Annotated in this window: 20 protein-coding genes and 2 tRNA genes; 9 read left to right on the plus strand and 13 right to left on the minus strand. The window is 36.3% G+C overall.

Annotated elements, in window-relative coordinates; translation table 11 throughout:
• Positions 1-605 precede the first annotated feature (605 nt).
• Complete coding sequence (gene parC / locus ACFINU_RS02360) at positions 606-2,855, plus strand: DNA topoisomerase IV subunit A (RefSeq protein WP_375617786.1); 2,250 nt, start codon at positions 606-608, stop codon at positions 2,853-2,855.
• 467 nt (positions 2,856-3,322) lie between these two features.
• Here parC and ACFINU_RS02365 read toward each other — a convergent pair whose 3' ends face one another.
• The 10 genes from ACFINU_RS02365 to rpe form a co-directional block, all read right to left on the minus strand.
• The gene (locus tag ACFINU_RS02365) at positions 3,323-4,579 is read right to left on the minus strand and encodes a multidrug effflux MFS transporter (protein ID WP_375617787.1); all 1,257 of its coding nucleotides are present in this window, start codon (positions 4,577-4,579) and stop codon (positions 3,323-3,325) included.
• 71 nt (positions 4,580-4,650) lie between these two features.
• Entirely contained in the window at positions 4,651-4,983 is a 333-nt protein-coding gene (grxD, locus tag ACFINU_RS02370) for a Grx4 family monothiol glutaredoxin (RefSeq protein ID WP_375617788.1), read from the minus strand.
• Between the two features lie 98 nt (positions 4,984-5,081).
• On the minus strand, positions 5,082-5,315 hold the full coding sequence (locus ACFINU_RS02375; RefSeq protein WP_273791183.1) for a BolA family transcriptional regulator: 234 nt from the start codon (positions 5,313-5,315) through the stop codon (positions 5,082-5,084).
• 59 nt (positions 5,316-5,374) lie between these two features.
• The gene (gene purL, locus ACFINU_RS02380; protein ID WP_375617789.1) at positions 5,375-7,585 is read right to left on the minus strand and encodes a phosphoribosylformylglycinamidine synthase subunit PurL; all 2,211 of its coding nucleotides are present in this window, start codon (positions 7,583-7,585) and stop codon (positions 5,375-5,377) included.
• Positions 7,586-7,878: 293 nt separating this feature from the next.
• On the minus strand, positions 7,879-8,550 hold the full coding sequence (gene purQ / locus ACFINU_RS02385; RefSeq protein WP_375617790.1) for a phosphoribosylformylglycinamidine synthase subunit PurQ: 672 nt from the start codon (positions 8,548-8,550) through the stop codon (positions 7,879-7,881).
• An 11-nt stretch (positions 8,551-8,561) separates the two neighbouring features.
• A complete protein-coding gene (gene purS, locus ACFINU_RS02390; protein WP_375611546.1) occupies positions 8,562-8,801 on the minus strand; it encodes a phosphoribosylformylglycinamidine synthase subunit PurS in 240 nt (79 codons plus the stop codon).
• A gap of 77 nt (positions 8,802-8,878) precedes the next feature.
• Entirely contained in the window at positions 8,879-9,643 is a 765-nt protein-coding gene (gene purC, locus ACFINU_RS02395) for a phosphoribosylaminoimidazolesuccinocarboxamide synthase (RefSeq protein WP_375617805.1), read from the minus strand.
• A gap of 173 nt (positions 9,644-9,816) precedes the next feature.
• Positions 9,817-10,365 (minus strand): RBBP9/YdeN family alpha/beta hydrolase, encoded by a 549-nt coding sequence (locus ACFINU_RS02400; protein ID WP_375617791.1) that lies wholly within the window; start codon positions 10,363-10,365, stop codon positions 9,817-9,819.
• 68 nt (positions 10,366-10,433) lie between these two features.
• The gene (gene purB / locus ACFINU_RS02405; protein WP_375617806.1) at positions 10,434-11,741 is read right to left on the minus strand and encodes an adenylosuccinate lyase; all 1,308 of its coding nucleotides are present in this window, start codon (positions 11,739-11,741) and stop codon (positions 10,434-10,436) included.
• Entirely contained in the window at positions 11,741-12,427 is a 687-nt protein-coding gene (rpe, locus tag ACFINU_RS02410; RefSeq protein WP_375617792.1) for a ribulose-phosphate 3-epimerase, read from the minus strand. Before rpe ends, purB begins: the two co-directional genes overlap by 1 nt.
• Before the next feature lie 146 nt (positions 12,428-12,573).
• Here rpe and ACFINU_RS02415 point away from each other — a divergent pair, with 146 nt between their 5' ends.
• On the plus strand, positions 12,574-13,113 hold the full coding sequence (locus ACFINU_RS02415) for a flavin reductase (protein ID WP_375606632.1): 540 nt from the start codon (positions 12,574-12,576) through the stop codon (positions 13,111-13,113).
• Positions 13,114-13,421: 308 nt separating this feature from the next.
• Positions 13,422-13,838 carry an RNA polymerase-binding protein DksA gene (dksA, locus tag ACFINU_RS02420; protein ID WP_015856486.1) on the plus strand — a complete coding sequence of 139 codons (417 nt, stop codon included), beginning with the start codon at positions 13,422-13,424 and terminating at the stop codon, positions 13,836-13,838.
• Between the two features lie 51 nt (positions 13,839-13,889).
• On the opposite strand, the gene ACFINU_RS02425 is transcribed toward dksA, so the two are convergent.
• Complete coding sequence (locus tag ACFINU_RS02425) at positions 13,890-14,366, minus strand: hypothetical protein (protein ID WP_375617793.1); 477 nt, start codon at positions 14,364-14,366, stop codon at positions 13,890-13,892.
• A 219-nt stretch (positions 14,367-14,585) separates the two neighbouring features.
• On the opposite strand from ACFINU_RS02425, the gene ACFINU_RS02430 reads away from it, so the two are divergent.
• A complete protein-coding gene (locus tag ACFINU_RS02430; RefSeq protein WP_375617794.1) occupies positions 14,586-17,120 on the plus strand; it encodes a response regulator in 2,535 nt (844 codons plus the stop codon).
• Positions 17,121-17,399: 279 nt separating this feature from the next.
• On the opposite strand, the gene purN is transcribed toward ACFINU_RS02430, so the two are convergent.
• Positions 17,400-18,011 (minus strand): phosphoribosylglycinamide formyltransferase, encoded by a 612-nt coding sequence (gene purN / locus ACFINU_RS02435; protein ID WP_375617795.1) that lies wholly within the window; start codon positions 18,009-18,011, stop codon positions 17,400-17,402.
• Positions 18,008-19,117, minus strand: coding sequence for a phosphoribosylformylglycinamidine cyclo-ligase (gene purM, locus ACFINU_RS02440; RefSeq protein WP_375617796.1), 1,110 nt, complete (start codon positions 19,115-19,117; stop codon positions 18,008-18,010). The genes purN and purM overlap by 4 nt, the downstream gene beginning before the upstream one ends.
• Positions 19,118-19,275: 158 nt before the next feature.
• Between purM and ACFINU_RS02445 the strand changes: the two genes are divergently transcribed.
• The 5 genes from ACFINU_RS02445 to ACFINU_RS02465 all read left to right on the plus strand — a co-directional run bounded on the left by ACFINU_RS02445 (position 19,276) and on the right by ACFINU_RS02465 (position 22,471).
• Entirely contained in the window at positions 19,276-20,487 is a 1,212-nt protein-coding gene (locus ACFINU_RS02445) for an AI-2E family transporter (RefSeq protein WP_375617797.1), read from the plus strand.
• Positions 20,484-21,173 carry a DnaA regulatory inactivator HdaA gene (gene hdaA / locus ACFINU_RS02450; protein WP_375617798.1) on the plus strand — a complete coding sequence of 230 codons (690 nt, stop codon included), beginning with the start codon at positions 20,484-20,486 and terminating at the stop codon, positions 21,171-21,173. The genes ACFINU_RS02445 and hdaA overlap by 4 nt, the downstream gene beginning before the upstream one ends.
• 711 nt (positions 21,174-21,884) lie before the next feature.
• Positions 21,885-21,961, plus strand: a tRNA-Pro gene (locus tag ACFINU_RS02455).
• Between the two features lie 88 nt (positions 21,962-22,049).
• Positions 22,050-22,355: an ETC complex I subunit gene (locus tag ACFINU_RS02460; protein ID WP_375617799.1), complete on the plus strand. Its 306-nt coding sequence runs from the start codon at positions 22,050-22,052 to the stop codon at positions 22,353-22,355.
• Between the two features lie 39 nt (positions 22,356-22,394).
• A tRNA-Arg gene (locus ACFINU_RS02465) sits at positions 22,395-22,471 on the plus strand.
• The last annotated feature ends 1,312 nt before the right edge of the window (positions 22,472-23,783 follow it).

Consider the following 23,783-nt stretch of genomic DNA (forward strand, 5'->3'; position numbering starts at 1 on the left):
TGTGATAGGTGAGAAAATAATTATGATTGCTTGGTCATGAATAAATTAGAAATAAAAGAATTCTATAATATTCGAGAGTCTCATTTTAGTTGAAAAAAATGAATTATCTTTATATGTCAATATATTATTTGTTTTTTATTGAAGTTTTTACAACGTTGTAGCAGAGAATTGTGTCTCTTCGTTTTTATGAGAATAATGTGATTTTCCATTCTATGGACTTACTCTGAAAAGTTTAAATTTCATAAGTTTTGAATATTTTTTAGTTTTTCATAGAAAAACTGAATGTGGTTGTTATACAATTTATCTTTATAATAAAAGATGATGTTTGAAAGGTGCTTTTGTCATTCCAGAAAAGATGAAATAACTCTTTGTGGGCAGTTAAATTATCGTCGAATTTGACAAAGCTTTCAATAAATTACTTAGGACAAGGGGGGAAGGACATGTATAAATTTTTCAAATTGATATAATTTTCTGTTCATGTTCTAATTGCAGCGTTTGTTTTTATGTAATTGACTTTTAATAAAAAAGCCGACTCATAGAAGCTTTCATTAAATAAATCCTATAAAATAATTTCTTATTATTGTGGGAATTGTTGTTTTAATACTATGTCTGATAAAATGAATTTACCTTTTGATAAAGAACATATTGAACCAATAGAATTACGTTCTGCTTTACAGGAACGTTATTTGGCTTATGCACTTTCTACGATTACACACCGTGCATTGCCTGATGTGCGTGATGGATTGAAGCCTGTCCACCGGCGGATTGTTCATGCGATGCGTCTTCTCAAACTAAATCCTGGACAGTCTTATGCGAAATGTGCGCGGATTGTTGGTGACGTCATGGGAAAATTTCATCCTCATGGGGATTCGTCTATTTATGATGCCTTGGTGCGCTTGGCTCAAAATTTTGCTGTTCGTTATCCGTTGGTTGATGGGCAAGGCAATTTTGGTAATATTGATGGTGATAATGCTGCTGCCATGCGTTATACGGAAGCACGTATGACTGAAGTGGCTGCATTGTTACTTGAAGGAATTAATGAGAATGCTATTGATTTTCGTTTAACCTATAATGAGGAAGATGAAGAGCCTGTTGTTTTACCAGGAGCTTTCCCTAATCTTTTAGCAAATGGTTCTTCTGGTATTGCTGTTGGTATGGCAACATCTATTCCACCCCATAATGTTGCTGAGCTTTGTGATGCAGCGCTCCATTTGATTGCGCATCCCGATGTAAATGATGAGGAATTAAATCAATTCGTTCTTGGTCCTGATTTTCCGACGGGAGGAATTTTAGTTGAACCTAAAAAAAGTATTGAGGAATCCTATCGTGTTGGGCGTGGATTCTTTCGCTTGCGTTCACGTTGGCATCAGGAATCTGGTAGCCGTGGTTCTTATGTGATTGTTGTGACTGAAATTCCCTATCAGATTCAAAAGTCACGTCTTATTGAAAAAACAGCAGAGTTATTGCTTGCACGCCGATTGCCAATGCTTGAGGATATCCAAGATGAATCAGCAGAAGATATCAGAATCGTGCTGGTTCCTAAAAATCGGTCGGTTGATCCGGAGCTCCTTATGGAGTCTCTTTTTAAATTGACTGACTTTGAAGTAAGATTTCCCCTTAATCTTAATGTTTTGTCTTTGGGAAAAATACCCAATGTCCTTTCTTTGCGAGAAAGTTTGCAGCAATGGCTTGAACATCGTCAAGAAGTGCTTATTCGTCGCTCTCATTATCGGCTTGATCAAATTGATAGCCGATTGGAAATTCTTCATGGATATCTTATTGCCTATTTAAATCTCGATGAGGTCATTCAGATTATTCGTGAAGAGGATGAACCTAAAAAGCAGCTGATCAGTCGTTTTGAATTAACAGAAAATCAAGCTGAAGCTATTCTTAATATGCGCTTGCGTTCTTTGCGTAAGCTTGAGGAATTTGAAATTCGTAAAGAATTTGAAAGTTTGAAAGCTGAAAAAGAAAAGCTACAGAATTTGTTAGCTTCTCCTATAAAACAGTGGAAAATAATTTCAGAAGAAATCAAAAAAGTTCGAAACACTTTTGGTCCTGAAACACTCTTAGGGAAAAGGCGTACGACGTTTGAAGAGGCACCAAGTCATGATCTTGATGATATTCAACAAGCAATGATCGAAAAAGAACCGATTACTATTGTTATTTCTGAAAAGGGGTGGATGCGCGCTTTGAAGGGACATTTGACCGATTATAAAGCGCTTTCTTTTAAAGAAGGAGACAGTTTAAAGTTAGCATTTCCAGCATTTACGACCGACAAGATTGTGCTGATCAGTACGGGGGGAAAGTTTTTTGCTATTGGTGCAAATAGTTTACCTGGAGGGCGGGGACATGGTGAACCTATTCGTCTTTTAGTTGATATGGATGATGAGCACGATGTTCTTACAGCTTTTGTGCATCACGCCGAGGAAAAATTGCTCTTGATTTCATCTCACGGTAATGGTTTTATTGTTTCTTCTTCAGAAGTGATCGCCAATACACGAAAAGGAAAGCAAGTAATGAATGTGAAAGCTCCTGATAAGGTAAAGCTTTGTGTTCCGGTAAATGGTGATCATGTTGCTGTAGTCGGTGAAAACCGTAAAATGCTTATTTTTTCTATTGAACAAATACCAGAAATGAATCGCGGTAAGGGTGTTCGTTTACAGCGTTATAAAGAAGGTGTTGTTGTTGATGCCAAGACTTTTAATTTATCAGAAGGCTTAAGTTGGCAAGATACAGCTGAACGAATCTTTAACCGTCAAGCTGATGATCTCATTGAATGGATGGGAATGCGTGCGGGCGTCGGGCGTTTGGTTCCAAGAGGATTTCCAAAATCAGGAAAATTTATCAATTAAATGTATTTTATACACGGGAAAGTTCCCTATGGTTTTATGATTGTGTAAGATATTAATTTATAAAGATAATTTATTATTTTTTATATTGAACGAAAGACCTAAAGCGTAAGTTCTTCTCTTATTTCGATCTTGTTTATGTTAAATCAATCAAAACTGTTTGTTTGCCTGTCATGAGATGAGAGGCCAGCCCGTCTTCATAAAAACTATTGAGGAAAAGAATCAAAATATTTTTTAATAAACTGTTTCACAGACAAGAGTTGTTGCAACAATAGATATGTTTATTTTTTTACATTATACCATTTATGGGTGCTGTCGTGAAATGATTTGATATTTCGAGAGCTGTACCTTTAAACAAACAATGTGAATGTTTAACACAAGAGTGTTCTATTTGGAGATGTTTTATTTTGTCTGATAGGTTTATCCTCTTATTGTTCAAGAGAGATGTTATTAATCTTTCGTAGTAATATTTATTCGTTAGGATTACTATTATATTGCCTAAAAAGATGACCACGTTCAGCCCATAAGACGAGAAGTATGGCAGTGAGACTCAGAAAGAAAAATCCTGCTGAGTTTGGGATGGTTGTTTCATCAAATTGTTGGGCAATAAAAAAGCTAAGTCCTGCACCGATAGATGTTTGAAGAAAGCCGGATACAGAAGAAGCTGTTCCAGCAATTTCTCCTACAGGTTCAAGAGCGAGTGTATTGAAATTGGCCATAATACCACCGCAGGTAAACATTAATATACAATATAACGTCATATAAAAAGGAAAAGGGATAACACCACCTGCTAAGATGGACCCAATAAACCAAATGCATGAAGTGGCACAAAAGAGCAAAAGCATAGTATGAGCAATACGCCGCATTCCAAGGCGTCCAACGAGTTGAGAGTTAAAGAATGATGATAGAGCTTGAAATGCAGCACCAACTGCAAAAGCAATAGGGAACCAAAGTCCTAGATTATAGATCCCTTCATACGTTTGTTGTGATGTATTAACGGCGGTAAAGATACAGCCTAAAATAATGGAAGTTGCAAGTGTATAGCAAAGTGTTGTGCGATTGGTTATTACAATCCATAAGTTGTGTTTAACTGAAGAAAAGGAAAGAGAGCGTTGCGCATAAAGAGTTTCAGGCAAGCGCAGTTGAATCCAAATCATCAGTCCTAAACCAATCATTGCCATGAAAATAAAAATATATTGCCAATGTCCGAGTAGTAGAATGATCTGTCCTGTTGCGGGACCAACCATTGGTGCAACAAGAAAAACCATCATAACAATAGACATAACTTCTGCCATTTTTCGACCACTGTAAAGATCACGTACGACGGAAACTGTAAGAACCCGCATAGCAGCCCCTCCAATACCTTGCAAGATACGTAAAATAAGTAAGAGAGAAAAATCAGTTACAAAGGCACAGCCAATCGCTGTAAATGAATAAAAAGCAAGCCCGAGAAGAATAAGTTTACGTCGTCCATATCTATCGCTTATTGGACCGAAAAATATTTGAGCAATGCCATAGCTAATAAGATAACTTGAAATGATATAATGTTGATCATTTTCATTGAGAACATTTAAGCCGTCTAAAATATTGGGCATAGCTGGCAGCATAATATCAACAGCTATAGCGTTAATAGCCATGAGCGAAGCAATAAGAATAACAAATTCTTTATAGCCAATTTTGTTTCTAATCGCATCTCTATGCATTTGTTCATCGACTGAATATGACATATGGCATCCTTGAAATAAAAATTTCGTCTGAAAACAGCTCTTTTTAAGAGTCTGAATAAAATGAAAGATACCTATGATTGATTACATGGAATATTTTTTTCTTTCAAAAGTTCCTGTAACTCATTGTTTTGAAACATCTCTTTAACAATATCACAGCCTCCGATAAATTCACCCTTGATATACAGCTGTGGAATTGTTGGCCAATTTGAGTAATCTTTAATCCCTTGACGCAATTCGTTAGAAGTTAAGATATTAATCCCTTTATAATTCAATCTTAAATAATCAAGAATTTGAACAACTTGTCCTGAAAACCCGCATTGCGGAGCGTCAGGTGTTCCTTTCATGAATAAAATGACGTCGTTTGTTTTAATTTCTTTGTCAATAAAATCATGAACAGTGGTCATTTTTATCCCTCGATATTTCAGATTTTTATCAGTGTGTAATTTATATTCATACTGCTTTTAATCGTATTAAATGTGTGAATGCAAGAAGAAATTTTAGATTATTTTGGGACATTTGTTTGCAACATTAAGGCGTGAAGGTCATTTCCCATATTGCCTTTAAGGGCATCATAGACCATTTTATGTTGTTGAACACGGGTTTTACCACGAAAACTTTCAGAAATAACTTCTGCAGCATAATGTTCCCCATCTCCAGCAAGATCACGAATTGTTACAGTAGCATCAGGAATGCCTTCACGAATAAGCGTTTCAATTGCATGGGCACTCATTGCCATCATTATTCTCCTATGTTGTTCATTTTTTTATAAAGGCTGTTTAAGAGAAAAAACAATTTTTACTCTTCACCCATAAATTGGGGAAACCAGTTTTCATAGGCTTTTGTGAGTTTGTCTATAGAAAGTTTTAGTATTCCATCTATATCAAGTGCATCACCTGCAACTTGACCTAGCTCTGTTAAAGAAACTGCACTTATTTGTGCGAGCTCTTTAAGACTATTAAGAGAGTGAGGTTTGACGGCTAAAAGATAACGTCCTTGGTCTTCTCCAAAAAGTTCTGCATGATGGGGTGATTTATTGCTTAATTTTACTTTGATTCCTTTACCTGCTTTAATCACCATTTCAGCAAGTGCTATCGCTAATCCTCCGTCAGAAATGTCATGAGCAGCATGAACAAAACCACGATGTATGACATCTCGAATAAATTGACCATGCTTTTTTTCAAGTTGTAAATCTACAGGGGGGGGGGCACCTGCATCAATATTTAAAATGTTACGTGCATAGATTGATTGTCCTAAATGGGAGCCGCAATTTCCTACTAAAACAAGAATATCTCCATTTTGCATACCACTTATTGTTACCATTTTAGACCAATCATTAAGAAGACCTACACCAGCAATTGTGGGGGTTGGAAGAATGGCTTCCCCATTTGTTTCGTTGTAAAGAGAAACATTGCCTGAAACGATAGGAAAATCGAGGATTCTACAAGCTTCTCCTATACCTTTAATAGCAAAAACCAGCTGTCCCATAATTTCAGGTTTTTCAGGGTTACCAAAATTGAGATTATCTGTAGCAGCCAGTGGTGTTGCACCTGTCGTACTAATGTTTCGCCAGCATTCTGCGACAGCTTGTTTTCCTCCTTCATAAGGGTCTGCTTCACAATAGCGAGGTGTTACATCAGAAGAAAAAGCAAGAGCACGTTTGCTGTTGTTTCCTAAACGGATAACGCCTGCATCACCTCCTGGACAAACAAGGCTATTTCCTTGGATAAGAGTATCATATTGTTCATAAACCCATCGCCGAGAACTTTGATCAGCAGAATTCAATAAGCTCAGAAGCGCATCACCAAGATTTTCAACTTTTTTGACGTCTTCTGCTTTCAAGGATGTTTTTTTTGCCGGCTCACTCCAAGGACGATCATAAACAGGCGCTTCATCACCAAGCTCTTTGATGGGAAGATTGACAACTTCTTCCCCTTGATGAGATACACGAAAACGTAAATCATCGGTTGTTTTCCCAATGATAGAAAAATGCAGCCCCCACTTATGAAAAATTGCTTCTGCTTGCTTTTCTAGTTCTGGTTTAAGAACCATGAGCATGCGCTCTTGACTTTCAGAAAGCATCATTTCATAGGCTGTCATGTTTTCTTCTCGAACAGGAACTGTATCGAGATTAAGCTGTATCCCTAGATTTCCTTTTGCACCCATTTCAACGGCAGAAGAGGTAAGTCCTGCTGCCCCCATATCTTGAATAGCAACTACGGCTCCAAGTTCCATGAGCTCTAAACATGCTTCAAGAAGACATTTTTCTGTAAAAGGATCACCTACTTGAACAGTTGGGCGTTTTTCACTGATTGAATCATCAAATTCAGCAGAGGCCATTGTTGCTCCACCGACACCATCACGTCCTGTTTTTGCACCCAGATAAACAACAGGGAGTCCAATACCTTGCGCTTTAGAATAAAAAAGAGCGTTTGTCTTTGCAATACCGGCGACAAAAGCGTTAACAAGGATATTGCCATTATAACGCTTATCAAAATTTACTTCTCCACCAACCGTTGGAACACCAAAAGAATTGCTGTAACCACCTATTCCAGAAACAACACCAGAAACAAGATGGCGTGTTCGTGGGTGATCAGGAGCACCAAATCGCAATGCATTCATAGCAGCAACAGGACGGGCTCCCATTGTAAAGACATCACGTAAAATACCACCAACACCTGTCGCTGCACCTTGATAAGGTTCAATATAAGAAGGGTGGTTATGGCTTTCCATTTTGAAAACAACACATTGTCCTTCGCCAATATCAACAACACCAGCATTTTCACCAGGTCCTTGGATGACACATTTTCCTTCTGTCGGAAGAGTTTTTAGCCATTTTTTAGAGGATTTATAGGAACAATGTTCGTTCCACATTGCAGAAAAAATTCCTAGTTCAGTAAATGTTGGTTCTCTACCGATTAACGTCAGGATACGTTGATATTCATCTTCTTTTAGCCCGTGTTGTGCAATGAGTTCTGGTGTAATAGTGATGTTATTGCAAGGCTTCATGAGTATTTATCCGTCAAATTAATCGAAATTTAGTGTTTTTATTTTTTTAACCTAGCAGCTTATATTATAAACAATAATGTTGTTTAATAATAAAAATATTTATAGACCGTAAGCTGAAGATTTTGTCCGTTTGTTTGGTGGGATTTAAGACTAAAAATGGTCTTAAATAATTATGTTTTTAGAAAATAATATCCATTGTTGTTTGTGAAGAGCTTTGTTTAATAAATTTACGATGCAAGAAATGGTATAAATCCTTGTTTTTTTAATTATGGAGCGCGAGTATTTTTGCAGTATTATCCATTTACTAACTCTAAAGCACTTTGAAAAAGTAAACGACCGTCAGTACCTCCGTGGGCGGGTTCAATAAAGTTTTCAGGATGAGGCATCATACCAAGAATATTACCAACTTTATTAACAATACCAGCAATATCTTTCATTGAGCCGTTCGGGTTTGTATTTTCTGCATAGCGAAAAACAATTTGTTCATTGTCTTCCATTTGTTTCAATGTTTCACTATCAACAAAATAATTTCCGTCATGATGGGCAACAGGACAACGAATAATTTGTCCTTTAGAATAATATTGAGAAAATTTTGTCTTGGCGTTGATGACTTCAAGTTTGATTTCACGACAAACAAATTTTAAAGAAGCGTTACGCATTAAAGTACCGGGTAATAATCCTGCTTCCAACAAAATTTGAAATCCATTACAGATACCTATTATTGTTGTACCTTCTTGTGCTTTTTCACGAATGGCTTTTAAGACGGGAGTTCGCGCTCCAATTGCACCACATCTTAAGTAGTCGCCATAGGAAAAACCACCAGGAATAATAATAACATCTACATCTGGAATTGTTGTTTCTGTTTGCCAAATTTTTAGTGGCTCAACTCCCGTTATATGATGTAATGCTGCAACCATATCTCGATCACGATTTAATCCAGGAAGTTGAATGATGGCAGTTTTCATGAGCGTTTCACTTACAGAAGTTCGATTGTATAATTTTCAATGACAGTATTTGCGAGTAACTCTTCACACATTTGTTCAAGTTTTTTCTTTGCAGTTTCAGAAGGTAGATCATCAAGAACAATATCAAAAACCTTTCCTTGACGAATGGATTGAATGCCTTCGAAAGCCAAACTTTTTAAAGCACCGACAATCGCTTCTCCTTGTGGATCAAGAACGCTTTCTCTTAAAGTAACTGTAATGCGTGCTTTCATTTTTTGCTTCCTGCTTTTTAAAAGAACCTCTCCTTTGAAGAGGGGGGATGTATAAGGTGATGTTTTTTACCTTGTTTTTACTTTACGAGAACGGGACCACTTGGTCGTGTTGGTTCGTTTTCATTCATAATACCAAGACGTTTGGCAACTTCTTGATAGGCATTAATAAGCCCTCCCATATCACGACGAAAACGGTCTTTATCCATTTTTTCTTGTGTGTGCATATCCCATAGTCGTGCAGAATCAGGAGAGATTTCATCAGCAAGAATAATGCGCATTGTTTCATCTTCCCACAGGCGACCAAATTCCATTTTAAAATCAATTAATTGGATGTTAACACCGGCAAAAAGCCCAGAAAGAAAATCATTAATACGAATTGAAAGTTGCATGATATCTTCTATCTCTTGTGGGACAGCCCACCCAAAAGCTGTGATATGTTCTTCCGTTACCATAGGATCATCGAGAGAATCATTTTTATAGTAGAATTCAATGATGGATTGCGGAAGCGGGGTTCCTTCTTCCAGTCCTAAACGCTTAGCAAGAGAGCCGGCAGCAACATTGCGAACAACAACTTCCAACGGAATGATTTCCACCGCTTTAATAAGCTGTTCGCGCATGTTTATACGTTTGATAAAATGTGTTGGGATGCCCAAACGTCCAAGATGGCTAAAAATATGTTCCGAAATTCGGTTGTTTAAAACCCCCTTTCCGTCGATAATTTCATGTTTTTTTGCATTAAAGGCAGTTGCATCATCTTTAAAAAATTGAATATAAGTCCCTGGTTCAGGTCCTTCATATAAAATTTTAGCCTTGCCTTCATAAATACGGTGGCGACGATTCATCATGATTCTCTATTTATCTTGAGAGGTTTTTAATAACATTGATAAATGATACTATCCTAATTGATAGAATTTCTCAATGATATTGCTATGATACTTTTATAATTTTTATCATTACACGTTTATCCAAAGGTGAAGATACATAAGCGATGAGAAAGAAGATCACCTCTTTTGGATCAAATTTTTGCAAGAAAGTGAGAGAGGACCATAAGCCCTTCAGGCCAAGGTCCGTGTCCGGATTCTGCGTTAATATGGCCAGAATACCCAGCATCAACAAAGAGTGATCCCCAATCATTGGCAATTTTTTCTGCTACTGAAAATTGACAAAACTCATCGTTGCGACTGGCTATGACAATAGAAGGAAAAGGAAGCTTTTGGCGATGATAGGGGCCAAATGTCATTAAATGTTTGGGACGTATTTTTTCATTGGCGACATCTAGAGGGGCAACAAAGAAAGCACCACAAATTTTTTCTGTATTTTGTACAGTTGCATGAATAACACTGGGAACTCCTAATGAATGAGCAATAAGCATAACAGGTCTTTGAGCTTTTGCGATGGCGGTTTTAACTTTGTTAACCCACTCTTCACAAACAGGCTTTGACCAATGGAGTTGTTCAATGCGGCGGGCTGTCGACAATTTTTTTTCCCAGCGTGTTTGCCAATGATCTGGACCAGATCCTTTGTAGCCAGGAACAATAAGAATATCGAGTTGATTTGCTTTCATGAATTGTTTTCTTTGTTACAACAGATTTTTGATCATAGGTGGAATGGATTTTGGTTTTCTATGTCGCTTTATTGTTCTTCAAAAACACGTTTAAAAATCGTATTGATATGTTTGGTGTGGTAAGAAAGATCAAATTTTTCGCGAAGTTCTTCTTCACTTAAAGCTTTGGTAACATCTTTATCGTTGAGGAGTTCTTCTAAAAAATCTTTTCCTTGTTCCCAAACTTTCATCGCATTTCGTTGTACAATCCGATAAGAATCTTCACGACTAATCCCTGCTTGTGTGAGTGCTAAAAGAACCCGTTGTGAGTGAACAAGACCGCGGAATTTATTGAGATTTTTTTGCATATTTTCTGGATAGACAATGAGATTTTCAATGACAGATGTGAGGCGAGAAAGAGCAAAATCAAGTGTAATAGTCGCATCTGGAGCAATATAACGCTCAACAGATGAATGGGAAATATCACGTTCATGCCAAAGAGCTACATTTTCCATGGCTGGGAGTGCAAATGCACGTACCATACGGGCTAATCCAGTTAAATTTTCTGTTAAAACTGGATTACGTTTATGAGGCATTGCCGATGAACCTTTTTGCCCAGGTGAGAAATGTTCCTCTGCTTCAAGAACTTCTGTTCGTTGTAAATGGCGTATTTCTATTGCTAGCCTTTCAATAGAGGAAGCAATAACACCAAGTGTTGCAAAAAACATAGCATGACGATCTCTTGGTATTACTTGGGTGGAAACCGGTTCAGCACGCATCCTCAAGGCTTTTGCTACATGTGCTTCAACGCGTGGATCGATATTTGCAAAAGTTCCTACAGCTCCTGAAATCGCGCAAGTAGAAATTTCTTCTCGTGCGGCAAGAAGACGTTTGCGACAACGGGAAAATTCAGCGTATGCAAGAGCAAACTTGATTCCAAATGTTGTCGGTTCGGCATGAATGCCATGACTCCGCCCAATGGTGATTGTCTCTTTATGCTCAAAAGCCCGTCTTTTTAATGCTTCAAGAAGTTGGTCTATATCCTCTAGCAAAATATCACTCGCACGCATCAATTGAATGTTTAGTGTTGTATCGAGAACATCAGATGATGTCATGCCTTGGTGGATAAAACGTGCTTCTGGTCCAATGAATTCAGCTAGGTGGGTTAGAAATGCGATAACATCATGTTTGGTAATTGCTTCAATTTCATCAATGCGATTGATATCAAATTTAGCTGCTGCCCCTTTTTCCCAAATGACTTTGGCGGCTTCTTTCGGAATAATCCCTAATTGAGCAAGGGCATCACAGGCATGGGCTTCAATTTCAAACCAAATACGATATTTTGTTTCAGGAGACCAAATTGTTACCATTGCAGGGCGGGAATAACGTGCGATCATCATTTTTTTCCTTGTTGTGAGAGGATTGCGGCTTGCCGCAATGCATTAATACGTGTTTTGTAAAGCTCTTTATTTCCATCTTTATAAATTGCAGAGCCTGCGACAAATACATTTGCACCAGCTTTTGCAGCTATCCCAATTGTATCAACGGTGATACCACCATCAACTTCAAGATCAATAGGGCGGTTTGCAATCATGCTTTTAACGCGCTTAATTTTATCTTTTATTTCTGGAATAAAACTTTGTCCACCAAAACCGGGATTGACCGTCATGATGAGAATGAGATCTAATTGATCAAGCAAATATTCAAGGATATGTTCAGGGGTGCTTGGATTGAGTGCGATTCCTGCTTTTTTCCCCATTTTTTTGATTGTTTGTAATGAACGATGAAGATGTGGACCTGCTTCAGCATGAATAGTTATAATATCGGAACCTGCTTTTGCAAAAGCTTCTAAATAAGGGTCTACTGGTGCGATCATCAGGTGGACATCAAATATTGCTTTTGTTAATGGGCGCAGAGCTTTGACAATTTCAGGACCAAAGGTGATGTTAGGAACAAAGTGCCCATCCATAATATCAAGATGAAGCCAATCTGCACCAGCATCAACAACATCTAACATTTCTCGTCCAAGTTTAGAAAAATCAGAAGCCAAGAGAGAAGGCGAAATGAGATGTGCATGGGGCATTAAAATCTCCTTAGATTGGCAGTTTTTATCATATCGCTGTGTATACACAAATATTTTTTGTGTTATGACGGAAAAGAAAAAATATGTATTATAGGTCTTTTTATGGAAAGATCGCTTGAAATTTTAAAGCTTTATAAGTGAAAGATATGTCGAATCATAAAACATATTTGATGCCTGAACTTCAACATAAACATACTATTGCGGTTTCTTCCCAAGAATATCGAGATGCCATGAGTCTTTTTGCAGGAGCTGTGCATATTGTGACAACAAATGGTATTAAGGGAAGACGCGGGGTGACTGTTTCGGCGTGTTGTTCTTTATCTGATAATCCTCCAACCCTTCTTGTTTGTCTCATGCGCCATAATTTAAAGAATCAGGTGTTTATGGAGAATGGAAATTTTTGTGTTAATAGCTTGGCAGGAAAACATCGCTCATTAGCGGATGTTTTTTCGAGGCGTTGCAATTCTACACAAAATGAGCGTTTTGATGTTGCTCAATGGGGAGCTTTGCAAACGGGGGCGCCTAGTCTTTCAGACGCTCTAGCGTCGTTTGATTGTCGTTTGATTTGTTGGCACGAACACGCAACCCATTGTGTTTTGATTGGTGAGGTTGTTGCAATCAACTGTAATAAAGAAAAAGATGCTTTGATGTATTTGAAACGTGAATATCACACTTTGCCTTTATAAAGATTTTATTTTTTTGCATTGATGAAATGATTTATTGTTGCTTCATTTAGATTTTAAACAATGTAGAGAGCAGAGGAGGGATGGCTCTGATATCTGATTTCCTTCTTTTTAAAGTTTTTCAATAAGCGAGAAAAGTGATTTTGGATGAGATTTGATCAAGAATTCAATCTACATAAAAAAGCGATCAAACCTAAACAGTGCATTTAGATATATTCGTCGATTGTTATGAAAAAACATTTTACTCTTGTGTTGATGGGTATTGCACAATATATAGACCGCACATAGCATATGTGGAGGTTTTTTATTGCATGAGCGAAGAGATTGATGGTCAATATCGCCCTAGTGAAGATGAGCCTTTTATGAATGAGCGGCAAAAGGCGTATTTTCGTGCTAAATTGGTTTCTTGGAAGAATGATATATTAAAAGAAGCTCGTGAGACTTTGGAAAATTTGCAGGAAGAGAATGTTGGTCAGCCCGATTTGACTGATCGGGCTTCTTGTGAAACTGATCGTACAATCGAATTACGTGCTCGTGATCGTCAGAGGAAACTTATTTCAAAAATAGATGCTGCTTTAGAGCGCATTGATAATGGGACATACGGTTTTTGTGAAGAAACCGGCGAACCCATTAGTATAAAGCGTCTTGAGGCTCGGCCGATAGCCGTTTTGTCATTGGAAGCGCAAGAACGTCATGAACGACGTGAAAGAGTTTATCGCGATGATTAAGGTTATTGAGATGATAAACAAACGAAATTCGTGGTGATAAAATTGTATATTTTATTTTTGAGGGGTAGGAATGAATAAAGATGGTTCTTGCCGCCCCTCAATTTCGGCGGTGATGGCTGAATCTTTTACCGCTTGATTCGTAAAAGGAGAGGGACTTTTATCCGATATATCGTTTCTTTCTGGAAGGGCGGAATTTAGATGTGTGTGTGTTTCTCTTTTTTGTATTTTTGATGTACCAGTAATATCAGATTCTACAACCACATCTGTTAATCCGCCAATAAGGAGCAAATGTTCTTTATTATCGCAACGGACTAAAACAAGGCGGCGTGCCCGATCTATAGAAATTACTTCACATAATGCTAATCGTGATAGACTTTTTTTTCTATTAATGCTGTATCTTCCCGTACTTAAGCGACGTAAAAACACGATAATTACGGTAATAGCTGCGATTGTTATTATAAAAAGCAAAAAGCTTATCGTTATGTTTGCAGCAAATACACCTATTTGCTCTGATAACCAGATATACATAGATTTTCTCCCATTTTGGATGGAAATATTATTTTTTATTGAGATAAATTTATAAACATACCCTCAAAAGGTTCACTTATAATGGTAAGAAATAAACTTTTGAATATTAAGCGAGCTTATCTTAGATAATATCATAGCATATACTTTATAACAACATAACAACGAATATAAAGGAAGTTTTGTGACATAAGAAATAGCTATAAGCTAAGGCAAAGAGAGATGGATAAAGATTTTGAGAATAATGAAAGATCAGCGTCTTCGTTTCATCGGAGAGTTGTGATTTTTGGTGTTGTTTTTGTATTAGGTTTTCTTTTCATTGTGGGTATTTTAGGTTTTTTTTATACACAAAACTATTTGCAACAGGTGATATCAATATCTTTTTTGATTCTAGCAATGATCGGTGTTGCAACACTCGTTTTGTGTGGAATGGGAATTTTAAGATATCATGTGTGGTTGCATGAAGATTTTGATTTTAGCATCTTTAATAGGAGCGATGATGCAATTGTAATCTCTGATCTTTCTGGTTTTGTTTATTATTCTAATCAAAACTATCGAAAAATTCTGACCTATAAGCCTGAAGTGTCTTGTTATAGGGTTATTGCGGATCTTCCAGGAGCTGGTGGACTCTCGTACCGCTTAAAGGTTGCAGCCTGTAATAATCTTGCAGCGCAAGAGGAATTAAGAGTAGAACAGCCAATTTTTACTGATTCTACACCAAAAAAATCTGTTTGGTATAATATTTCCGTTCAACCTATCACAAAACAGAAAAAAAAGCTTTTATTTTGGCGTATTACTGATATTTCGCACTTACAACAAACGCGAGAAGTTTTTTTCTCGAACCTTCAAGAGGCTATCAATCACTTGGATCAAGCTTCTATTGGTTTTGTATCCGTTAATAAACAAGGAACTATTCTTTATGCCAATGCGACTTTTGCAGAATGGTTCTCAATTGATTTAGCGAATTTCTCAATTGGTCAACATAATTTTGATTCGTTATTTGATAGCGTTGGTGCTAAGAGCTCATGGAGTGATATCTGTTTGCAAACCAACAGATATCAAAGTTCAGGTTACTCTTTACCTTATAGGTTTTCGTTATGTTTAAATTCATACACGACTTGTGAGAAAATATTCCATTGTCTTATATCTGTTTCTTCTCTCTTAGAAGAGGAGGCCATTTATCGTATTGTGATCATTCCACAACAAGTACAAAAAGAAGAAGATGATCAATTAAAATTACCCAGTATATTAGGAGAATATTTTGATGCGAGTCCTTTTGCAATAGCTGTGGTGGACCATGCAGGGCAATTGGTTCATATGAATAAAGCTTTTTCATCACTTACGGGATGTATGGACAAAGCTGTCAATTTTTATGATGTTATTTCTCGTCATGATTGTGTGCAGTTAGAGCGTTCTTTTCAGAGAATTGCGACAAATAAAAATTATTTTGTTTCTCTAGAAACTGTTTTAGAAAAAAATGAAGAATGCCATTTACGGCTCCATATTATGTCTGTACCGCCCTATCACGGTGATGCATTGCAAGATTTGCTTATTATCTCTGTGATTGAAACAACCGAACAAAAAACTCTTGAAGATAAAATGATGCAAAGTCAGAAGATGCAAGCTGTAGGACAATTGGCTGGCGGCATTGCTCATGATTTTAATAATGTTTTAACAGCAATTTTAATGTCGTGTGATCTTCTTTTAAATACGCATCGTAGTTCTGATCCTGCTCATGCTGATCTGATCAATATTAAAAACAATGCTAATCGTGCAGCTGCTCTTGTCCAGCAATTGTTAGCGTTTTCTAGAAAGCAAACACTTCGACCTGAAGAAATTGATTTTACTGAATTTTTATCAGATATCCGCAATCTTATTTTACCACTTTTGGGGAATAATATTCAGTTAAAAATTATCCATGGAAGAGATTTGTGGAGCGTTGAAGTTGATCAAGCATCTTTTCAGCGTGTTATTATGAATTTGGTTATTAATGCGCGTGATGCCATGTTAGATGGAGGTATTGTTACGATTGCGACAAATAATATTACAAAGCAACAAAGTGCTGAATTTAATCATCTTGGATTAGCAATTGGCGAGTATGTGCAATTGACTATTTCAGATACAGGGGCTGGTATATCTGCTGCTATACAAGAAAAAATGTTTGAGCCATTTTTTACAACAAAAGAAGTTGGAAAAGGAACAGGACTTGGTTTATCAATGGTTTATGGAATTATCAAGCAGAGCGGTGGGTATATTTATTGTGAAAGTAAAGAAGGTGAAGGAGCAACATTTCATATTTTTCTTCCCCGTTATATCCCCAATATAAAAGGAGAAATTTCTCAAAAGATTGAAAAAGATGAAGAGAAAGATAAAAATATAGACTTAACAGGATCTGCGACTGTTTTATTGGTTGAAGATGAAGATGCGGTCAGAATGGGGGGGGTAAGAGCTCTTCAAATGAGAGGATATACGGTTTTAGAGGCAGCAAGTGGGGTGGAAGCACTCTCTATTCTTGAGGAACAAAAAGGAGATGTTGATATTATTGTTTCCGATGTGGTAATGCCAGAAATGGATGGGCCCACTTTATTGAAGGAAGTCCGTAAAAACTATCCTGGTATCAAATTTCTTTTCGTTTCTGGATATGCAAAAGATGCTTTTGCTAAAAATCTTCCACAAGATGCTGTTTTTGGTTTTTTATCTAAACCTTTTACACTCAAACAGTTAGCTCTAACAGTTAAAGAAACACTTTCGTCATGAGCAAAAAATTATGCAATAGAAAATTGCGTATTTTAAGATTTTTTAGGCGAAATACGAGAGTATTTTGATAAATAGTGTTTATGATAATGTCATAGAACTGAATAAAGAAGAATTTTGAAAATGAACTAAAATTCAAAAACACCACATATTTTGTGCAAAAATTTATGAAGAGATGGACTCTATTATGTCAACATTTCATAGAGATTTTCAATTGTAGAAACTGAGTAAAAACTATGTGTAAAGCATTGAAATATGCTGATTAATAGATTGTTGATACACTCAAAAAGATAAAAGCTGTTGTTGCGTATCTATTATTTTGCTCTTTCCTTCAATAAATGCTTTTAAAGATTCGGGGTAGAGTTTATGCTCTACTTTAAGAACTCTTTGTGCTAAGCACTCAGCAGTATCATGGGGATAGACTGGAACGGCTGCTTGGGCAAGGATTTTTCCTGCATCCATGTCTTCTGTAACAAGATGAACAGTGCAACCCGTGATTTTTACACCTGCTTGTAAAGCTTTTTCATGTGTGTTTAAGCCTTTAAATGAAGGCAAAAGAGAAGGATGAATGTTTAAAATTCGTCCTTCATAAAGTTTTACAAAACGTGGTGAGATAAGACGCATATACCCTGCAAAGCAGAGAAAATCCGGTTTATATTGATCTAAAATCGTAAAAATATTTTCTTCATGCTCTTCTTTTGTTTTGTAAATTTTACGATCAACAATATGAATAGGTAAGTTATGGTTTTGCGCCTTTTCAATACCGTTTGCGCGCGGATTATCGCAAATAACCGCGACGATTTCAGCAGGATATTCTTTTTGTTGACTAGCTTGAGCAAGTGCGACCATATTGGACCCATTACCAGAAATAAAAACGACAATTTTTTTTTTCATAAATGCAGTACCCCTTTATAAAGTATTCCTTTATTTTGATCTTGGCATTTTGTTAAAATGCCAAGGGGAGTTACAGTTTCTCCTTTTCTTTCAAGAGCTTGTGTAATTGTTTCAGCTGCATGCTGTGCTACGATAATGATCATGCCAATACCACAATTGAATGTTCTTAACATTTCTCTTTCTTCTATTTTACCTTGTTTGGCAATCCATGAAAATACTGCTGGAACATTGATGGTAGAAAGATTAATTTCAGCGCAGAGAGAAGATGGAAGGACACGTGGAATATTTTCAGGAAAGCCTCCACCCGTAATATGAGCAAGAGCTTTAATCCCTTCATATTTTCGCATGATGGGAAGAAGCGATTTTACATAAATGCGTGTTGGTGTAAGAAGTGCTATACCAAGGCTGTTTTCGGGGGAAAAAGGGGCAGGGTTATTCCATTTGAGATAATTTTGCTGGATGATTCGTCGAACAAGCGAAAAGCCATTGGAATGAATTCCAGAGGAGCTTAGACCTAATATAACATCACCTTCTATCAAATCTTTTGAAGGGAGTAGCTTGCTGCGTTCGCATGCTCCTACAGCAAAACCGGCTAGATCATAATCTCCCTCTGCATACATTCCTGGCATTTCTGCAGTTTCTCCTCCAATAAGAGCAGCACCGGCTTGTTTACATCCTTCTGCAATACCAGAAACAATCGCAGCACCTTGTTCAGGGTCGAGCTTTCCAGTTGCAAAATAATCCAGAAAAAAGAGAGGTTCAGCTCCTTGTACGAGTAAATCATTGACACACATAGCTACAAGGTCAATACCTACAGTGTTATGGTGCCCCACTTCAATGGCAATTTTTAATTTTGTTCCCACACCATCATTGGCTGCTACTAGGATAGGATCTGTAAAGCCAGCTGCTTTTAAATCAAAAAGGCCACCAAACCCGCCAATTTCTGCATCTGCTCCGGCTCGTTTTGTCGCGCGTATAAAGGGTTTAATTTTTTCTACCATAGCATTACCCATATCGATGTTTACACCGGCTTTTGCGTAGGTAAGACCAGCTTTGGATTTATCCCCAGCCTTGGATTTATTATTTGTAAGATCTTGATTGCTCATTGGAGCCTTCCTTTAATGGAAAATCAGGTTTTGATATTATGCAATGCCATGATAGAGTTCTCTCTGCAAGAGATATTGATAAGAAAATAAGCAACTTTTCTTGTACCTTATTTTGAAGTTGTTTATAATTTTTTGTGAAGATTTTTTTAGGATATTTTATGAGCAAGATATCAGATAATCACGAACAGTCTTCTTGGCAACTTATGAGAAAGAAAGTGAGTGAGAATACATCTCGTGATCGTTATAAGACTTATGTGCCAGCGTATACTCAATTACCGTTGCCGAATAATATGAAAAGACAAATCTTTTTTTGGCTTGGTACGCTGATTTTTTTCATTCTTTTTATGTTTGTTTTTGGATCGATTTTGCTTCCTTTTGTGGCAGGGATTGTGTTGGCTTATTTTCTCAATCCCATTGTTCAATTACTTGAAAAATTTGGTATTCGTCGTGTGTTTGGGACTGTCCTTATTACCTTATTTATTGTTATTACCTTTGTTGCTGCTTTAGTTATTTTGATTCCTGTTATTAGTTGGCAAATACAGCAATTTATGAGTGATGGTTTACCTGTTTATATTAATCGTATTCAAACCTTTTTTGTTGAGCATGATTTTGATTGGTTAAGGCGCTATTTTGGAAGTGATCCAAATGAATTACGGAATAATATTAAAGGATTTTTGGGCGAAGGTTCGGATTTTATTACGTCTCTTTTGAATTCACTTTTAAAGTCAGGAAAGTCAATCGTTAATATCGTTAGCCTATTTGTTGTGGCACCTGTGGTGGCATTTTATATGTTATTAGATTGGCCACGTATGGTAACAGCAATCGATTCGTTAATACCGCGTGATCATCTTGAAACCGTCCGTAGTATTTTTCATGAAATGGATAGAGCTATTGCAGGCTTTGTTCGTGGACAAGGAACAGTTTGTCTCATATTGGGAGGCTATTATGCTATTGGTTTAACGATTGCAGGACTCAATTTTAGTCTTTTGATTGGTATGTTTATTGGTCTTATTAGCTTTATTCCTTATATCGGCACAATGAGTGGTTTGGTCCTTTCTGTTGGTATTGCATGGGTCCAGTTTTATCCCAATAATTGGGGGGGAATCATTGTTGTGATGGCACTTTTTTTAATTGGTCAATTTATTGAAGGTTATATTCTTCAACCCAAGCTTGTAGGTTCATCAGTGGGATTACATCCTGTATGGTTGATGTTTTCACTTTTTGCTTTTTCTTCACTCTTTGGTTTTACTGGTATGCTTGTTGCTGTTCCTGCGGCAGCGGCTGTTGGCGTTTTAGTTCGTTTTGCTCTTCATACTTATCTGAGTTCTCAGATGTATTCGCGAAGCGGAAATTCGGAGCCGCTAAAATGAATGGGCGTGAAACGCAATTATCTTTAAATTTTCCTTATGATCCGATTTTTCAATTTGAGGATTTAGTGGTAACGGAAAGCAATCGTATGGCTTTTCAGCTTATTGATCACTGGCCCAATTGGAGCTTACCTATTGCAGTTTTGGTTGGTAAAGAAGGATCTGGAAAAACGCATTTTTCTAATATATGGCTCCAAAAAGCAGATGCTTTCAGGATTCAGCACAATGAACTTGATCAGGCTGTTACTATGGCTTCTTTAGGCAGATCATTTTTAATAGAGGATATTGATACAGGTGAAATCAATGAGACAGAACTTTTTCATTTAATTAACAGTATTAAGCAAGCAAATCTTGATGCACGACAAGCTACTTTATTGATGACGGCACAAACACTTCCTTCCGCTTGGAATTTAATGTTAAATGATCTAAAAAGTCGTCTTAATTCGGTGATGTTCGTTGAAATTAATCAGCCTGATGATGCATTGTTAACAGCTGTTGCATTTAAGCTTTTTTCCGATAGGCAACTTATTGTACATCCAGATACGGTTTATTATCTTGTAAGCCGTTGTGAACGTTCTTTATTTTCATTGAAGCGTGTTATTGATTCTGTTGATCAGTTGGCATTACAAAGAAAAAGAAAAATAACACGTGCTGTTATTGCTGAAGTTTTAAATAGAAGAAATCCGTAAATACTCCTTATCATGGCTTACTTATTCTGTCCTTCTATTATCGTTTCAATATGTGGAAGACAAGTCATTTAAATTTTTTTCTTTTTGGATATCTATATAAGAGTAAAAAATAGTATTTTTTACTCTTATCGTGTTTTTATTTTAAATAGCTTTGAGATTTTATTGTATGATGTTGAATTCTTACCATCTTCGTATTTGAAAATTTTTCTAAAAAGAGCGCTTTATTTTATTTATAATAAAACCTTTGTGCTTTGAAAAAATGTTTGTTGTTTATGGATTTGGATTGTAGAAGATTCTAGAATTTTTAATAAAAGAGTCTCTGGGAAGATAGAAAAAGAGGGGGAAAAAGCTTAATACAGCTGAATTTTTTGGCTTATGTTCTCTTTGGGAAAGTTTTTCTATGATATTTAAGTCATTTTTTTCTAAAATTGTATCTGTGGAATGTGTTTTGATACAATGAGAGCTTGATTAAAACAGGATAAAAATTATGAAATACTTATAGAGAAATTCGTTATTTTTTAATATAGATTGGATTTTCTTACGGAAGTTATTTTCTACTATTTGTCAATAAATTTGTTATTGAGTAGGGGGAAAAATTAAAAAATGTGCTTTTTTGTAAAGAAATGCAACAAAATTAAAAAAAAGTGTGTTTTTCTCTTGCACTTCTGTTGTGAAAATTTTAGGAAATGTGCATCAAGTAAATGTAAATGGCGGAGCGTAGCGCAGCCTGGTAGCGCACCTGATTTGGGATCAGGGGGTCGTAGGTTCGAATCCTATCGCTCCGACCATATTTGATTGAGTGTGTGAGAATGACCCAATTGGGTACGTGTGGTGAAAACTATCATCCAAGTGTTGTGTAATCTGAAGGAAAAAGGCATGATCGCACGTATTTATAGTCCTGCTAAGACAGCTATGCAGTCAGGTAAGGGGAATACAGGTTTTTGGATTCTAGAGTATGAGCCAATGAAAGCAAAAATGCTTGAACCTCTTATGGGCTACACGGCAACGTCTGATATGAATAATCAGGTAAGGATTCGATTTAATAGGAAGGAAGAAGCGATTGCTTTTGCACGTAAGAATGCTATCTCTTACCGTGTAGAAAAGAAACATACATCGATTCGACGTGCTATTTCTTATTCTGATAATTTTCGCAGTGATCGGCAGCATTCTTGGACACATTGAATTGAAGATGCTATTTTGAATTGAGAAAATAATCAGTTGGGTCCCGTAGCTCAGCTGGATAGAGCAACGGCCTTCTAAGCCGTGGGTCACAGGTTCGAATCCTGTCGGGATCACCATGTTTAAATGATATTTATAGGCTATAAAAAGTTAGAGAGTTTTCCTTTTATTCTATTAGCTTATTTTTCTGTATAATCCCGAACCTTTTTGATGTTTTTTGGTTTATTTTGTTGTTAAACGTTTTCTGTTGACTGTTTTAGTATAAAATGATGCTGTTTTCTCTTTTTTCAGTAAAAATTGCTTTTGATTGTTGAAACTTTAGCATTGCATATTCTTGCCGCGTGTTGCTACTATATCACATGCTTTAGGAAACAGATTACAAAAACTCTTTTTTATGAGCTTCTTTTCATCTTTCTGAAAATGAATATTTTATTTCTTAGATTAGATTTAAGCATTAGCCGCAATGCTGGTGAAATTGCCAAAAAACATCTATTGTGATTTTTTTATTTTTTATGAATAATATTATTACGTTTTTTAGCATGATCTTTGGTAAGATCGATTTTGATTAGATACAAGGCATGATGGATTCGATTTAGAACAGTTTATGAAACATTGAAGAATAAAAACGATATCTGTTTATGATGAGAATTTACAGATGGCACAAGAGGTGGAAAATATCTTCTTGTCTTGGAAGCTGTGATTCATAACGAATTACTTCTTTATAGTTTTTTCGTATAAAAAGATGTTATATGTGCCGTCCAGATAAGATATTGTTTTTTTCAATGAGATACACTTGCGGACAATTTGATTTAACATGATTGTCACTGTTTCTCAGGTAGGGTTATAGGTTTCATCAATGTTTAGGTTTTCTTAGTCTTATAGGTTTAAGAATGTATACTGTATATTTATATGAATGAAGATAGATTGTATCTTAGAGTTAAATTTTAGATTTCATATTTACATTTTCAAATTTCTTTATAGTTTGTACATCATGTTAGAAGTATTTTAATATTGGATAACAATCACGTTAAAATGTTATGCAGATGAGCTCTGAAGATCTAAACTCACACGGAGTTCAAGGTGATCATTATTTCAATAGGAATACAGTGTGAGGAGAATGCCATTTTACAGGCTTTGTTTTAAGAAATATCTCTTAAAGCTCACTTCACTCTGGCGCTCGTGAATGGTACAATGATAAATCTATTGAGCTCCATCATCTTTACACTTATGAAGAAATAAGCTGACATTATCATACACTTTGCCTATTTGTCAGCCTCCGATGTTGCAATAGATCTCAGAACTTGAGGCATTTATGTGCTTTTTTATACAATTTTTACTTAATACTAATTCCTCTGTTTATCCGATATAATATCAAAAAACACAATAAAGTCAATAGTTTACTTGCAATTATTTTATATGAATTCACTCAAG

Origin of the sequence: Bartonella sp. AC130YNZD (assembly GCF_042196865.1) — a bacterium.
Classification (GTDB): domain Bacteria; phylum Pseudomonadota; class Alphaproteobacteria; order Rhizobiales; family Rhizobiaceae; genus Bartonella.